12 protein-coding genes are annotated in these 16,462 nt (G+C 52.6%); 3 read left to right on the forward strand and 9 right to left on the reverse strand.

What is annotated here, in order from left to right:
* Positions 1-428: 428 nt before the first annotated feature.
* From FD38_RS04695 to FD38_RS04730, 8 genes are all read right to left on the reverse strand, one after another.
* Positions 429-2,492 (reverse strand): LTA synthase family protein, encoded by a 2,064-nt coding sequence (locus FD38_RS04695; protein WP_057731786.1) that lies wholly within the window; start codon positions 2,490-2,492, stop codon positions 429-431.
* A 137-nt stretch (positions 2,493-2,629) separates the two neighbouring features.
* Entirely contained in the window at positions 2,630-2,866 is a 237-nt protein-coding gene (locus FD38_RS04700; RefSeq protein WP_057731789.1) for a YkuJ family protein, read from the reverse strand.
* A 75-nt stretch (positions 2,867-2,941) separates the two neighbouring features.
* Positions 2,942-3,976: a lysylphosphatidylglycerol synthase transmembrane domain-containing protein gene (locus FD38_RS04705; RefSeq protein ID WP_057731791.1), complete on the reverse strand. Its 1,035-nt coding sequence runs from the start codon at positions 3,974-3,976 to the stop codon at positions 2,942-2,944.
* Between the two features lie 4 nt (positions 3,977-3,980).
* Positions 3,981-5,003 carry a glycosyltransferase family 4 protein gene (locus FD38_RS04710; RefSeq protein WP_057731793.1) on the reverse strand — a complete coding sequence of 341 codons (1,023 nt, stop codon included), beginning with the start codon at positions 5,001-5,003 and terminating at the stop codon, positions 3,981-3,983.
* Positions 5,004-5,015: 12 nt separating this feature from the next.
* Positions 5,016-6,194, reverse strand: coding sequence for a glycosyltransferase family 4 protein (locus FD38_RS04715; RefSeq protein WP_057731795.1), 1,179 nt, complete (start codon positions 6,192-6,194; stop codon positions 5,016-5,018).
* Positions 6,195-6,374: 180 nt separating this feature from the next.
* Entirely contained in the window at positions 6,375-8,105 is a 1,731-nt protein-coding gene (ptsP, locus tag FD38_RS04720; protein WP_057731797.1) for a phosphoenolpyruvate--protein phosphotransferase, read from the reverse strand.
* Positions 8,105-8,371, reverse strand: coding sequence for a phosphocarrier protein HPr (locus FD38_RS04725; RefSeq protein ID WP_057731799.1), 267 nt, complete (start codon positions 8,369-8,371; stop codon positions 8,105-8,107). The genes ptsP and FD38_RS04725 overlap by 1 nt, the downstream gene beginning before the upstream one ends.
* Before the next feature lie 613 nt (positions 8,372-8,984).
* On the reverse strand, positions 8,985-9,182 hold the full coding sequence (locus FD38_RS04730; protein WP_057731802.1) for a hypothetical protein: 198 nt from the start codon (positions 9,180-9,182) through the stop codon (positions 8,985-8,987).
* A 288-nt stretch (positions 9,183-9,470) separates the two neighbouring features.
* On the opposite strand from FD38_RS04730, the gene FD38_RS04735 reads away from it, so the two are divergent.
* Both FD38_RS04735 and FD38_RS04740 read left to right on the forward strand, forming a co-directional pair.
* Positions 9,471-11,687 carry an ATP-dependent Clp protease ATP-binding subunit gene (locus tag FD38_RS04735; protein WP_057731804.1) on the forward strand — a complete coding sequence of 739 codons (2,217 nt, stop codon included), beginning with the start codon at positions 9,471-9,473 and terminating at the stop codon, positions 11,685-11,687.
* A gap of 160 nt (positions 11,688-11,847) precedes the next feature.
* Positions 11,848-12,972, forward strand: a complete 1,125-nt coding sequence (locus FD38_RS04740; RefSeq protein WP_057731805.1) for a MucBP domain-containing protein — start codon at positions 11,848-11,850, stop codon at positions 12,970-12,972.
* Positions 12,973-13,404: 432 nt separating this feature from the next.
* Here FD38_RS04740 and FD38_RS04745 read toward each other — a convergent pair whose 3' ends face one another.
* Complete coding sequence (locus FD38_RS04745; RefSeq protein WP_057731807.1) at positions 13,405-14,841, reverse strand: C69 family dipeptidase; 1,437 nt, start codon at positions 14,839-14,841, stop codon at positions 13,405-13,407.
* A 238-nt stretch (positions 14,842-15,079) separates the two neighbouring features.
* On the opposite strand from FD38_RS04745, the gene FD38_RS04750 reads away from it, so the two are divergent.
* On the forward strand, positions 15,080-16,426 hold the full coding sequence (locus FD38_RS04750; RefSeq protein ID WP_057731809.1) for an FAD-dependent oxidoreductase: 1,347 nt from the start codon (positions 15,080-15,082) through the stop codon (positions 16,424-16,426).
* Positions 16,427-16,462: the final 36 nt, after the last annotated feature.

Here is a 16,462-nt window from a genome sequence, read left to right on the forward strand (position 1 = left end):
CCTACACATATTTGGTTTGTCGAAACAATGTTCAGTTTTCAAAGGTCTACCAAGTTATCATAAGAAGTAATTGCTTCGTGACAACTTTTAAAGTATATCATGTCGATAATATCGTGTCAACAACTTTTTAAACATTATTTTGAATAAATATTGAATGTTTTCGAAAAAGTTGAATAAATATTCTCAACAACGGTTACTATCATAACAATTATTAATCCGACCGTCAAGCCTTTTTTTAAATTGTTAAATCGTAACGCATTGCCGTTGCCACCGCGTTTGTTTCCGTAAATGACAACAGAAATTAGTTTACCAATATCTCCGGACTTGGTCAAGCGAAAAATGAATATTTACTGAAATTAATTTCAAACCGTCTGTCAAAAACGCACAAAAGCCCGTCATCATACAGATGACGGGCTTTCTAATGACGACTATTTCAATTCAGGAGCATCCGTCTTGTAGTCCGAAACGGTGCTCTTACCGTTATGCTTAGCCAAGACGCTGGTCTTTTCTTCCTTTTGCGCCTCCGCTAGCTTCTCCATGGCTGGCTTGTACTTATAGGTAAAACTACTCTTATTGACCTTCGTAAAGCCCTTAGGCGTGTAGAACCGCAGTAAATCACCGTAAATCACCCGATCAGATAATGACAGTTCCGTCGTCACGTGATTTTGCAGCTGATCGACCTGTTTCTTCTGCGCACTCGTCAACGTCAGCGGCTTCCCCGTCTTGGTGTCGTACACGGTCCCGCCAATCTTGGTGTAGGTCGGTGAGACAAAGTTGCCGTTTCTGAACGCCACGGTCTGGTTACGATTCTTGGCCAACAGGTCCTGACCGAACTGGATCGTATTAGTGTTCTTCACCCCTAAGAGATCCAACAGGGTCGGCAAGACATCAATTTCCCCACCATACGTGTGGTTGATGCCCCCCTTGAGTCCGGTAGCGTGAATCATCAACGGTACCTTCTGGAATTGCGCCAGGTCGAAGTTCGTGACCTTACTCTTCCCTAAGAGTTGGGCAATCGCCGGCCGGTGGTTATTAGAAATTCCGTAGTGGTCCCCGTAGGCCAAGATGACACTATTCTTATAGAGCCCCGCCTTTTTGAGGTAACTGATGAATTCCGCAAACGCCTGATCCAGGTAATGCGCCGTCTGGACGTACGGATCGACCGTCTTGTCCCCCGTCTTAGTGGCCGGGAAGTCGACGTTCTTCTTATCCAATTCGTACGGGTAATGGTTGGTCAACGTGATGATCTTCGCGTAGAACGGCTGCGGTAACTGTTCGATGTACTTCGCCGAATCCCGTAAGAAGATCTTATCCTTCAGCCCATAACCAACACTATAGTTGGCCTTCTGGGTGTAATAGCTGGAACTAAAGAAGTACTGGTAACCCCATGACTTATAGGTATTGTCCCGGTTCCAGAAACTTGGGACATCCCCGTGAAAGGCCGCCGTGGTATAACCGCCCTCTTGACTCAGAATGGCTGGTGCGGCCTGGAACGTGTTTTGCGTCCCGTAGGTCGTCATCGCCGACCCCTGAGGTAAACCAAAGAGCGAGTTTTCCAGCATCATTTCGGCATCGGAGGTCTTCCCTTGAGCGACCTGGTTATAGAAGTTGTCAAACGACAACGTATTCTTACTATGATAGAACTTGTTTAACGTCGGGGTAACTTCCTTACCATCCACCTTATAATCTAACAGGAATTGCTGGAAACTTTCCAAGTGGATGATAAAGACGTTTTTGCCCTTTTCCTTTCCATAATAGGAAACGTTCGGACTGACCCGGTTTTGTTTCAGGTATTTCAGGACACTCTTCATGTCACTGGCATTGGCGCTGGCCCGCGTGGCACTTTCCTTTTGCGTCTGGTAGGCGTTAAAGGCCGCGTATTCGTTTAATCCCAAATACTTCACGATGTAGTTGTTATCAAACGTCCGGGTCAATAAGCCGGAACGGTCCGCGTTGGCCATCCCAAATTCCGCAAACATCAGGCCAAACGATAAGACCGACACGGTCAACGCGTACCGCCGTTTAAACGGCCGCGGATCAATACGAATCACGTGCGTCAACAGTAGCACGATCAGTAGAATAATATCGAGATACACAAAAAAATCATACAGGTGGGTAATTTGCGCTAAGCTCTTACCCAGGTTGTTTTGGACGTCGCTGGAACCCTTCATGATCCCAAACGACAAGAAATCCGAGAATTCCCGGTAATAGACGACGTTAGCGAAGATCCAAGTTGACTCTAAGACGTCAATGATCAACATTAGCCAATACGCCAACCGGCCCCGAAAGTACAACGCGATCCCGAAAACCAGTAACGCGGCGGGGAGCGGGTTAATCAGCAGTAAGAACTGCTGCACGTTACCCTTCGCCCCTAACGTAAATTCAGTTTGGTAGGCCACGTACGTCTTAATCCAAAATAAAACGACGATCAAGAGGAAGAACCCCATACGGGTATTCACCCAGTTCATCCTTCGCTTAACAAAGTTTGCCATGAGACTGCCTCCACAAAATAATTAACATTACTCCAGTATAGCTGATAGCGCTGGGTAATCAATTCTAACGGGCAACCTTTGGAAAAATTCAACTTTTCGGCCTATAAAAAAACAAAACTATGGCACCCATAGTTTTGTTAGTTATCCGTCAATAAATCAAATAATTCGATAGCCACTAAATCAATGTTATCAAACTCGAAGGTCGTTTCCGGATTGTGTTCGGTTAACGTATAAGTCTTGTTGGCCGCGTTGTAAACCACTGTGGCTTGTTCAACGCCTTCCTTTTCGAATCGACGGGGTTGTGGCTCGTCGGTGGCATCTTCTTGCATCGCCTTTAAGCGATTGATGATGCCAATCAGTTGAGATTCTTCCATGATTGGTCCCCTTTCTGAGCTTCACTATGATTTTACCAAACTTAAGGGCAGATGACACGTTTTAATCCAAAAAACTCACAGATTTGTGGGCTTACCTTCCTCAACGACCTTATCTGGTTTCACCACCATGGCGACCAGTCCGGTCAACATCCCGAAGTAATAGGTCAACAGGCGCCAGAGAATCATTGCCAGCACCAATTTACTATTCGACGCGATGTAGCTTCTAAAAATCATTTCAAAGCTGTACTCGGCCCCACCCGAGCCCCCGGGAATCGGGAACAGGGAGATGACCATCACGATCAGCACGTGCATACTGGTGACCATGACGATGTTAGCCGTGGTGTAGCCCAACGCTAGCATGATAAAGTACGGAATCAGGTAGTAGAACAGCAGCTGAAAGAACGTGATCACGAAGACCCGTAGCATCAGCTTGCCCTTCCCACTGATCCGGACACTCTCGGCGTAAAACGAATCGATCTTACTATCGATGTTGGCCGCCATCCGGTCGTAGCGTTCCCGCTTCATGAACCAGTGCATCGGGTAAAGCACCACCGCCACGGCGCGCTTGGTAAAGGCGTGCCAGAACATGACCATCAATAAGCCGATGATAACGGCCAAGTGAATGGTGAAGCCAAACACTACCAGCCAGGCGAGGGCGTGGAGCTTATCTTGAATGTAGTTGAACCCAATCACCAGGGCAATCAGAAAGTTGACTACGATCATGGACTGAAAGACCACGAACTTCATCAACAGAATCGAGCTGGCCTTGCCGGCGTCGACCCCCGTTTGCATCAACGCAATCAGTTGGGCCGGTTGCCCACCGGACGAAAACGGCGTGATGCCGTTGAAGAGCTGTTCCACCGCCGGAATCCGCAGGGCGTCTTTAAACGAAAACCCCTCGATTCTGTCGGAGATGAAGACCTTGACGATCACGGCCTCGAGTCCCAGGTACAACAGCATGCATAATACGGCCACGCCGAACCACCAGAAATTGATATGCACAAAGTCGTTGATCAGCACGGAGAACTTGATGTCCCGCAACGAATACGCAAAAATCGCGATTCCCAGGAGGAGCATCAACGTGAGGACCCATTTATTTCGTCGTGTCATCGCACTACCCCTCTTTTGCCTGTTGCTGATAGAACGCCCGCCAAATCTGGGTGAGGTGCTCCTCCGAATACTGGTCGGCCGCCGCCAAACTCCGTTGGTGCCAATGTTCTAAGGCCGCCGCATCGTGGGGCAAGCTGGTCAGCAGCTGATCCATCTCGGTGTAGTCCTTAGCGGGCTGGTAATCCCCGGCGATGATGGCCTGGTACAGGTCCAACTCACGCAATAGGACCGGCGTGCCCGTACTAAAGGCCTCTAAGACCGACATGGGAAAGAGTTCGTTAAAGGAAGGTAACAAGAACAGATCGGCCAGGTTATAATAATCGACCAACTTATCACGGTCGACGATCCCGGGAAAACTCAGGTTGGCCGGGGGATTATCCACGACCTTCTTAAGTTCCGCGTAGCCATCGGTGATGCGGCCAAACGAGAAGCCCCCCGCCCAGATAAACTGCAGTTCCGGGTGGTGTTCGGCTAACTTGATAAAGTCAAACAGCCCCTTGCGTTCTTGAATCTGTCCGATGCCCAGCACCGTGAATTTTTCGGTAGGATAACCGTACTGGTGCCGTAACGCCTGCTTTTGTGGGGCGTCGACCGGGTAAAACTCCTTACGGCTCACAAAGTTCGGGATATAGGTAATCCGGTCTTCCGGAATCCCGTAAGCCACCAACTTGGGAATAAACGTGGGATTGACCACCACGATATGGTCCATGCGGCGGTAGAAGGCCACCACGTATTTATAAAAAATCCCCCGGAATGGCTGGGGAATCTTCAGACTGCCCTCCAACGTTTCCGGCAAAAAATGGACGTAGCCAATCTTACGGCCCCGTCCGGGCAAAAACGTCGACAAATAATAGGAAAAGTTAATCGTATGGTAGTGCGTCAAATCGACCTTACCGTACCGATTGACCGTCACCGTAAACTCCCGTGACAAGCGGGTCTTCAGCAGGTTCATGAGCTCGTTGTACGCGCTCCCGACCCCCTGACCCTTCACGGAATCTGCGGCGGAAAACATGTTGATTTTTAACATTCAAGTACTCCTCTAATTGCTGAAATCCGGGGTGTCTTCGTGCGCCTGCTCGTAACTGACCTGGGCATCCCGATAAAAATTGATGATGCGTTGGCCGAAGGTATCCGCAGAGATTTCCGCTAATTTCCGCGCTAACAGGTCCGGATCTTGTTCCTCATCCCCGTGGAGCAGGTAATCGATCACGTTTTTGACCATGTCGTCCGGGTCCTTAAAGGTCACCCCGAGCGCCCGACTCGACAACAATTCGTCGGTATACGGACTGGTCATGACCACGATCTTGGTGCCCGCCGCCATGGCCTCGATGTAGGTCAACCCCTGCGATTCGGAATCCGACGACGACAGGAACACGTTAGCCATGTGGTAATAACGAAAGACGTCGTCGTTGTTGACTTCTCCGGTAAAGGACACGTGGTCTTCTAACTGGGCGTCTTTGACCTGTTGTTCCAGGTCTTCACGCGCCGGACCATCCCCTACGATCAGCAGTTGTGCGTTGGGCACCTGTGCCAAGATCTGGGGCATGGCCTGAATACTAGCCGTGATATTTTTCTCGTAGGCTAACCGGCTCAACGACAAAATTACCGGCGTGTCGGGCGCAAAGCCCAGTTTTCGCCGTAGATCCACGGTGTCCGGCTGTTCGTACTGGTGGAGGTTGACCCCCGTGGGAATCACCCGAATCGGCGCTTTGACCCCGTAGTCACTCAGCGTGGTCAGGACCCGATCACTGGGTGCCACGACCCCGGTCAAATGATAACAAAACGCCAGCGTCCCCTGTTTCACGTGCACCGGCTTTAAGATCTTACCGTTGGCCACGTAGTGTAGATAGTCCTCGTACATCGTATGGTACGTGTGTAAGCACGGAATCTCGAGGTTCCGGGCGACAAACTTGCCGATCCACCCCATCGAAAATTCGGTCTGGGTGTGCACGATGTCGAGATTTAATTCCTTTGCAATTTGGTAGGCTTGAAACAGTCCCCGCACGGCAATCCGCCGGTCCGTAAACGACACGAAGGGAATACTCGAAAAACGAAAGACGTTTCGTTCATAGACATTCCGCTCCACGTGTGGATCGGTGGTCGTAAAGATATACACCTGATGCCCCTGCTTTTCCAACTGGTCGCGCAACGTCTTGATGGACGTTGCGACCCCACTGACTTGAGGGAAATAGGTATCCGTAAATATGCCGATGTTCATTGCCAATCCCCCTTGTATCTGGCTGTGTTTAAAGTTTTTGGCGCCATGTGTTGTACAATCATCACAATTATATGGGTTTGCCTAGATGATTGCAAACCACAACCAACGCCCAGCCCAAATAAAAAGGCGTTTCCCCGGATTTCTCCGAACAAACGCCTTCCTATACTCGTAATCTAAATTTTAGGTTAAAATTCCCGGCACCGCCGCCTGGACCATGGTAATGACCTCTTGGCTGGTGCTGGCCTGATTCAAGGTAGTTTCCACCAGGGCTTGCAGGTCGTGGGCACTGAGTTGGCCGATCAACCGCCGGGTCTTTAAGATCGACCCTGCGCCCATCGAAAACTCGTCGAGTCCCATGCCCAACAACAGCGGCACGGCGATCGGATCACCGGCCATCTCACCACACATGGCCACCGGGATTCCCGCCCCGTGAGCCGCCGCAATCACCCGGTTGACCAACCGCAAAATCGCGGGATGGTAGGGTTGATACAGGTAGGCCACGTCTTGGTTGGTCCGGTCGGCCGCCATGGTGTAGCCGATCAGGTCGTTGGTCCCAATGCTCATGAAGTCGACTTCTTGGGCAAACCGGTCGGCCAACAGCGCCGCCGCGGGCACCTCGACCATCATGCCAATCTTGATACTGCCCAGGGGCACCTGCGCCACGGTCAGCTTCGACCGTTCGTCGTCATAAATCGCCTTGGCTTGTCGAAATTCATCCAGCGTGGCAATCATGGGAAACATGATTCGCAGGTTACCGAAGGCCGACGCCCGCAGCAACGCGCGTAACTGGCTTCGGAAAATCTGCTGGTGCGTTAGGCTCTGGCGGATGGCCCGGGCGCCCATGAAGGGGTTGGTCTCCGGCTTTTGCTTCAGATACGGCAAGGGTTTATCCCCGCCAATATCCAGCGTGCGGATGACCACCGGTCGGGGCGCCATGGCCGTCAGGACCTGTTTATAGATGGCAAACTGCTCGTCTTCACTGGGCAGCTGGTCCGCATCCATATAGAGAAATTCCGTGCGCATCAAGCCGACCGCTTCGGCGCCGTTCTGCAGAACGCTGGGTAAATCGTTGGCCGTGCCAATGTTGGCGGCCAACGTCACCCCTACGCCGTCCTTGCTGACCGTGCCGTGATGCCGCAGCTTGCTCAACCGTTTCAGGTTAGCCGCCCGTTCGTGCATCGCTGCTTGCGCGGAAGCCAGTTCGTCGTCATCGGGCGCGACCATCACCTGACCGCGGGTACCGTTCAAAATCACCATTTCGCCGTTGGTCAACTGATCCGTGGCGTGTTGCGTGCCCACCACGGCGGGAATGGCCATCGACCGTGCCAAAATCGACGAGTGCGACGTCCGCCCCCCCAGGTCGGTCACAAACCCCAGGATGTAGCGGGGATTGACCGAGACCGTATCACTAGGAATCAGGTCGTGGGTCACCACGATCACCGGATGGTTGACTAACGCCAAGTCCGGTAAGGCGACCTGCAAGAGGTGCGCCGTGACCCGCTTGGTGACATCATGTAGATCCGTAATGCGTTCTTGCATGTACGGGTTATCCGTGAGGCCCTGAAACGAGGTTTCATACGTTCGCGCCACGGCGGCCAAGGCCGCTTCGGCGTTGATTTTGCGTTGGCGGATCTGGGTTTCAACCGCCGTAATCAATTCCGGGTCTTGGAGCATGGCAATGTGCGCACTAAAAACCTGGGCACTATCAGTACCCAGGTTTTTAGTCGCACGAGTTTTAATTGTCTCAACATCGGAGACGGCTGCTTCAAGGGCCTGATGGAATCGATTTAATTCGTAATCAAGATTAGTGATTGCGCGCTGCTGAACGGTTAAGTTCGGTTCGACCAAGCGATAAACCTGGCCACACACAATTCCGTCGCTCGCGGCAATTCCCTTGAGCATCGCTCTCATTAGTCAGACAAACCCTCTTTTTTCAGCGTTTCAGCAACGGCAGTCATGGCATCGGCTTCGTCGTCCCCGTCCGTCGTGATGGTGATTTCGGCATTTTGGCCGACACCTAAGGACATAACGCCCATGATGGACTTTAAGTTAACGGACTTGTCTTGGTATTGTAAGCTCACTTCAGAGTTGAACTTGCTTGCTGCTTGTACCAATAAAGTTGCGGGACGGGCGTGGATCCCCGTTTCTGCTGTAATATGAAATTCGCGTTTTTCCATAATTGATCGATCTCCTTTAAGCTTAGGTTGATAATTTAGCGAACGTGGCGCCTTTTGATCTTGCGCATTGATCAAACAACCAGTCAACACCACGTCTACCTTCTTAGAATATCAATCTTGCCATTAAATTACAAGTGATACCTGAACCGCTTTCATCGTTAGTCTCATAGGCGCTCACGCGGCCCAATCCACCACTCGGTCATCAGTCATTAACTTGTTCTAGTCCCAATTATAGCATGATTCCACTAAAAACGGCGGTGATGGCCGTTTTTCCGGTGGATTAATTCGACTAGCACCTGTCTTAAAAAACTAATCTAGAAGTACCCAACGCTTCCAGGCCAGTCAGAAACGGGCTGGAACGGGGTGGGCACGGCTTCAAGCCCATAACCCAGGTCTTGAAGACCGACCTTGGTCTAAGCCGGCAAAAAACGCCAACTAAGACTGGCCCATTTCCCCCCTGAGCCCATTTCTGACTGGCCCTCCAGCTCGCACTGATTATAATGGCCACTCAAATACGTTTTTCAATTAAATATCGGTGAATAGTCATTCTGAGCGGTCCTTGATCTTTAAGACAAACTCCAGCTAATTGTTTTACCCTATACATGGGCTGCCGTTAGCCCTGGTCTCCCGTATCGTGATCGTAGCGGTAAATCAACTTGCCGTCCTTGTGGGCCTGACCAATCACGCGTTTGCGCGTGTCGAAGGCCATGTACGCCTTCTGGAACGCCTGGAACTCATCCGGTCCCACTTCGAACTGGTCGATCTTCTGGTCCTTTAATTGGTTCATTAAGTCAGTAAAGTCTCGTGCCATCGGCAACTGCCCCCTTTTCTTTCCATATTTTACGTTGAAATTCCGCCTAGGTCAAAAAAAGAATTTTCCAAATCGAACGTGACTTTTAGCATTCTAGCAAGGGGAGTGCTAAAATGAAGTCGTTCAAATTAAATGGCCGCCTTAACCGTTGAGCGTGGTGAGACAAATTACTTGCACCCACCGCGTGAGGCGGTATAATGTGGTCAATGGTCAAGAAAGGTCAAACTCTTTCAACTGACCGGTGTGGGTCTACTCACACTTACTCCAGGGCAGAAAGGAGACGACAAGATGCTATGTCAAAACTGTCACCGCAACGAAGCGACCATTCATTTATATATGAGTGTGAACGGACAACGGCAACAAGTTGACCTATGCCAAAATTGCTATCAACTACTCAAGGAGCAGCAAAACAACTCTGGAAATGGAGGTGGCCGTATGGCACAAGATCCATTCGGCTTTGGCAACCTGGATGATATTTTCCGGGCCATGCAAGGCGGCACCCCGAACCAAAGCGGCGATTACCGGCAAGCGGCTGGTCAAGGACGACCAACCCAACCTGCAGGCAATCAAGGCAATGGTCAGGGCGGCCTGCTGAACCAATATGGCCTGAACCTCACCCAGCTGGCTAAAGACGGCAAGATTGATCCCGTAATCGGACGGGACAAAGAAACGGCGCAAGTCATCGAAATCCTGAACCGGCGGACGAAGAACAACCCCGTGTTAATCGGGGAAGCCGGTGTCGGGAAGACGGCGGTCGTCGAAGGGTTAGCCGAACGGATTGTGGAAGGTAACGTTCCACAAAAGCTGATGAACAAGCAGATTATCCGTTTGGATGTCGTTTCACTGGTCCAAGGAACGGGTATCCGGGGCCAATTCGAACAACGCATGCAACAATTGATGAAGGAAGTTCAAGCCAACCCCGACATCATCCTCTTCATTGACGAAATCCACGAAATCATGGGTGCCGGCAATGCTGAAGGCGGGATGGATGCCGGTAACGTCTTGAAGCCCGCCTTAGCACGGGGTGACTTCCAATTAATTGGGGCCACGACGTTGAACGAATACCGGGATATCGAAAAGGACCAAGCCTTAGCACGGCGGTTCCAACCGGTCACGGTCAACGAACCAACACCGGACGAAGCCGTGGAAATTCTCAAGGGGATTCAAAAGAAATACGAAGATTACCACCACGTTCACTACACGGACGCGGCCATCGATGCGGCGGTCCGGTTATCCGACCGGTACATCCAAGACCGGTTCTTGCCGGACAAGGCGATCGACCTTCTCGATGAATCCGGCTCACGGAAAAACTTAACCATCAACGTTGCCGATCCACACGCTATCGACGAAAAGATCGCCAACGCGGAGAAGCAAAAGCAAGCCGCTTTGAAGCAGGAAGACTACGAAAAAGCCGCTTACTACCGTGATCAAGTCACGAAATTAAACAAGTCCAAGGAATCCGCTACTAACGCGGACCAAACGGCTTCTACGGAAGTCACCGAAAAGGACATGCAACAAATCGTCGAAGAAAAGACCAACATTCCAGTCGGTGAACTTCAAGCCAAGGAACAACACCAACTGCAGAGTTTGTCCAGTGATCTGGAACAACACATCATTGGGCAAAACGAAGCCGTGGATAAGGTTGCCCGGGCTATTCGCCGGAACCGGATTGGGTTAAACGGGACGGGTCGGCCAATTGGGTCCTTCCTCTTTGTCGGTCCGACCGGGGTCGGCAAGACGGAATTAGCCAAGCAATTAGCCAACGAACTCTTCGGCTCGGAGGACGCCATGATTCGGTTCGATATGTCCGAATACATGGAGCCACATTCCATTTCTAAGCTGATCGGGTCTCCTCCTGGCTACGTCGGGTACGAAGAAGCCGGTCAACTGACCGAACAAGTTCGGCGTCACCCGTACACGTTGATCCTCTTGGATGAAATCGAAAAGGCCCACCCCGACGTCATGAATATGTTCTTACAGATTCTCGACGACGGGCGCCTGACCGACTCACAAGGCCGGACGGTTTCCTTCAAGGATACGCTGATCATCATGACCAGTAACGCCGGGACCGGGGACGTTGAAGCTAGCGTTGGGTTCGGTGCCGAGGCGGCGGGCAAGACCCACTCCGTCTTGGGCAGCTTGACCAACTACTTCAAGCCCGAATTTCTCAACCGGTTCGACGACATCATCGAATTCAACTCCTTGACTAAGGAAAACTTGATGAAGATCGTTGACCTGATGATCGATGACGTGAACACCATGCTGGCCGGTCAAGGTTTGCACATCCACGTCACGGAGCCGGTCGAAGAAAAGTTAGTCACGGAAGGCTACAATCCCGCCATGGGGGCACGGCCACTGCGGCGCGTCATTCAAGAAGAGATTGAAGACCGGATTGCGGACTTCTACCTCGACCACGCCGACGTGAAGAATCTGGTAGCGAAGATCGAAGACGGCAAGATTACCTTAGCCGCCGACGAAGACGCCGCCACGGATCCTGCTAAATAATGTCATTGAAACGGTAACGCTGCCAATCGCGGCGTTACCGTTTTTATTTAGTCTGAAAATCCCCTGCAGGTCCCGAACAGATGCGGTATACTGTACCTTAAAGGCAATTATCGACTAGCGACCAACCGTCGCTAAAAAATTCTGGTGGAGGTGCACAACTATGGCGTTAATGGACTGGGTGAAGCGATTCGTCACCCCACGGGCAACGGTTAAACGCTCGCCGCGGCCCCACCAAGCACCAAGAGCCACCCCGGCGCACCAAGCGGCCACGCAAGATCAACCCCCTATGATGGATGCCCACCCCACCCGACCAACGCCCCAGCCGCCAGTCGTTCAGTCACCGGCCGACGCCCAACCGGCAGTGGTAACGGCTCCGCGGGTGACCAAGACCACGGCCAAACCCGCAGCCACCCTGGTCGTGCGGTTGGTCGATACGGCTAATCACCCGTTGCAGCCCGCCCTGGTCTTGACCGGTAAAATCGGCGAGCCCGTTCACGCGGCCTTCCCCGTCATCCCCGGCTACGTGCTGTTACGCATGGACGGGATGACCCAGACTTTCCTCAGCGAATACGGGTTGACCACGCTAGTCTACCAGCGGCAATGGGGCCAACCGGTCATCACCTACCTGATCGATTACGACTCCGGCCAACTCCTTGACCTGCCCCAACTCCAACGAGCCAGCCTGGGCGCGGCGTTTCAACTGACGCCCCCGACCATCGACGGCTACCACATCTTCCGGGCCCAGGGCAACCAACACGGCACCTATACGGATCACGCCCAACGCATGCTGTACTTCTACCGGCGCGATGCCTGGCAGACCGTTCAACGCGTCCAGCAATACGTCACGTTGACCGCCGACCATTCGGTTTACGATCTGCCGGCGGGTCAGGCTTACGGTTATCAGTTCCCCGCACAATCGCTCTGGCGGTTGTTCGCCATCATCACGCTGACCGACCAGTCCGTGTGGTATAACCTGGGCGGTAATCAATGGCTTAGCGCCGAGGACACGCAACGGCACGAACACTGGGAACGCCACCTTGAGATTCCCCGGGTCACGCAACTGACCGGCCACGATGTCCAGTTGACCGGGACCGTCGATTACGTCCCCCAGGGCGCCGTGATGATCTACCGCGAACCCTACGGTGAAATCGCCGGGCAGCTGGCGAACGGTGAATTGCTCGAGATTCGGCGCCGGGTGGTGGACGACCAACAACTGGTCTGGTATCAGATTGGACCGGCCGCCTACATCAACGCCCGTTACGTCCGTCTCGCCCGTCAACTTTAAGTTAAAACGCAAAATCCGCCCCACCGGTGCATCCGGTGAGGCGGATTTTTGGTCGTCATGCAATTTATAGATAGTGCCAAAGTCTAATTTAAAAACCCAATCTAGCGAATTCAGATCACACTCGTTATGATGGCAACTTGACTCCGAATCAAATGAAAATGAACAGTCATTTGATCAACAATCGGATTTTAAAACCAGCTTTAGTTAATTTTTACTCAACTGAATCGAGACCACCAATGTACAGCCTGGAGGCGAGCAGGGGCTCAGCCAGCGAAATTATGGTTAGTCAGCGTTTCTTGCTGGCTTACCATAAGGCCGAGTTTGAAGACCCGCGATTTTTGCGGGGCTTCAAATCGTGCCCGCAGGCGTTCCAGCCCCTGAGCGCCGGAAGGCGACCAGTTTTATCTCAACTAGCACCACACGTAATGCGACTTATAAATTCTTATCCATGTTGAAGGTCAGGCCCGATAACGTCAGCCCCTTTTCAATCAGGTCGTTGGTAAACTGCGTGGTGGTCTGCCGCATTGCCGCCGTGACCGCGTGGTTCTGGTCCGTCAGGTAGGCGGTCAAATCCGCTCCACTGAGCTGACTTTGGTCGGCGTGCGCCAGCGTCTGGGCCACGTGGGTCCGCAGGTTTTGCTTAGCCGCCGTGACGTAATCGACGTCCTGTTCGATGAAGTCGCGGTAGTGTGACTCCACGATCATCGATAACTTCCGGTACATCCAGTAGGCACTTTGGTCATCCAACCGTCGTGGCGTCTGGCTGTACGACGGGTCGGTATCCGTGACGTTGGCGAAGAACGGCACGTAAGGACTGAAAGCCGGCACCCCGAAGCACAACCACATGATGGCCGACCGGTCGGCGGGCACGTCGTTACGAATTTGCAGGACGTGGGAGTTTTGTGTCCGGTTCATCGAGATGGGCCGGAACTTGGTCCGCAACGCTTCGGGACCGTGGCCCAACGGATCGTACGGCGTTTCGTTGTAGTGGGAGCTCAAAATATATTCGACGTCTTCCACACTGATCTTATGGCTGGTCCGGCAAATGAACGGCAACTCGCTGGATTGTGGATCCTGTTCAATTTCCGGATTCAACACGCGTTGGCCGAACCAGACCCGCGGCGTGTTGTAGTGCCGGTCCTTTTCGGTACTGGTCCCAAAGATATGCCGGAAGTTCCACCCGTCCTGGTCGGGGTTCAAGTGATGGTCGGCCACGAAGGCCTGAATGCCCTCGGAGAACATGAAGTTGTCGGGATCATCGAAGGTCACCTGCTGGATGGCCACTTGGTTAGCGGTCACCGCGTAGGCGTCATCCGGGATTCGTTGGGCGACCCAGTGGTGGCCGGTCACGATTTCCATGTACCAGACTTCCTGATTGTCGGAAAACAGCACCCCGTTACCCTCGGGAGACCCGTATTGCTTGATCATTTTCCCCAGGTAGCGTACCCCGTCACGCGCCGACGTGATGTAGGGCAAGACCATGGTCTGGAGCGAGTCTTCGGCCAAGCCGTTTTCCACCAAGGGGTCGTAGGCCAAGGCGTCCGGGTTACCGTACACACTTTCGGTGGCACTCATCGCCACGTTCTGGTCGTTGATCCCACTTTCGGCGTATTCCCCGGTCTTATCGATCTCCACGTTAGGCGTCGCCAAATAGCGGTGACCATCACTAGGAATCGGTGCCGTGAAGCCGTTTTGGTTCGACGTCCAGGTCCGGGCCGGTTGGTCATGTTCGGCGGGATGCACGTAAAACCGTTGGGGGGTCAACGGCAAGAAGGTGTCGTCGTTACGCGCGATCAACGTCGAGCCGTCCACGGTCGCGGCCTTCCCGACCAAGACCGAGGTACAAGCGGTTAAATGTTTTCCAATCATGAATAAAGCACTCCTTTTCTCACTAATGTTAGGTCTAAGTGTACCGCTTTTCCCCCGAGAACACTAGGCTGAGCCCATGGCACCCCGCCGAGCAAAATGTGACACATTCGAAAAAGTGTTGACATTCGCTATAGATTGTTTAAAATAAAGTTGTAATCAATTGAATTGATTTTTTATTTACTTTCGCTTGTGAAAATTAATTCAATCAAAAATCACTTATTTTGGGAGGCACCATCTTATGAAAGTCACAGTTATTGGTTGTACTCATGCGGGCACCTTTGCCATTAAACAAATCCTGGCTGATCATCCCGATGCCGAAGTCACGGTCTACGAACGCAACGACAACATTTCCTTCCTGTCTTGTGGAATCGCTTTATATTTAGGCGGGCAAGTCGCCGATCCGCAAGGCCTCTTCTACTCGAATCCCGAAGAACTCCACGAATTGGGCGCCGATGTCCAAATGAATCACAATGTCTTAGCCGTCGATGCGGCCCACAAGACCGTGACGGTGGAAGACTTGACCACCCACGAACAAACCACCACGGCCTACGACAAGTTGGTCATGACCAGTGGCTCCTGGCCCATTGTCCCTAAGATTCCGGGGATCGACAACGCCAAGGTCAAGCTCTGCAAGAACTGGAACCACGCCCAAGCCCTGTTTGAAGACGCCAAGGACGCTAAGCGGATCACCGTGATCGGCGCTGGCTACATCGGGGCCGAATTAGCGGAAGCTTACTCCACGACCGGCCACGACGTCACGTTGATCGACGCCCAAGATCGTGTCATGCCGAAGTATTTTGACGCCCAGTTCACCGACACCATCGAACAGGACTACCGCGACCACGGCGTTCAACTGGCTCTAGGTGAGACCGTGGCCAACTTCGAAGACGCCGCCGACGGTAGCCTGACCATCAACACCGATAAAGGCAGCTACCAGACCGACTTAGCCATCCTGTGCATTGGGTTCCGGCCCAACACCGGTCTCCTCAAGGGACAGGTCGACATGGCCCCTAACGGCGCAATCCTGACCGACGACTACATGCGTTCCTCCAACCCCGACATTTTTGCCGCCGGCGATAGTGCCGCCGTTCACTACAACCCGACCCATCAAAGTGCCTACATCCCACTGGCCACCAACGCCGTGCGCCAAGGCATCCTGGTAGGAAAGAACCTGACACAACCAACTGTAAAGTACTTGGGGACGCAATCTTCCTCCGGCCTGGCGTTGTACGGGCGGACCATCGTATCGACCGGACTGACTCTGGCTGCCGCTAATCAACAGGGCATTAAGGCCGACCAGGTCATCATTACCGACAACTACCGGCCGGAATTCATGCCGACCACGGAACCCGTTTTGATGTCGCTGGTCTTTGACCCGGACACCAAACGCATCTTAGGGGGCGCACTGATGAGTCAATACGACGTCTCCCAGTCGGCGAACACCCTGTCCGTCTGCATCCAAAACAACAACACCATCGACGACTTGGCCATGGTTGACATGCTCTTCCAGCCCAACTTCGACCGGCCGTTCAACTACCTGAACATCCTGGCCCAAGCGGCGCAAGCCAAGGTCGCCCAGGCCTAACCTTTAATTGCAGCATCCCAAAAACGGTGTTTCCCT

Source organism: Levilactobacillus zymae DSM 19395 (genome assembly GCF_001434115.1).
In the GTDB taxonomy this organism is placed as follows: domain Bacteria; phylum Bacillota; class Bacilli; order Lactobacillales; family Lactobacillaceae; genus Levilactobacillus; species Levilactobacillus zymae.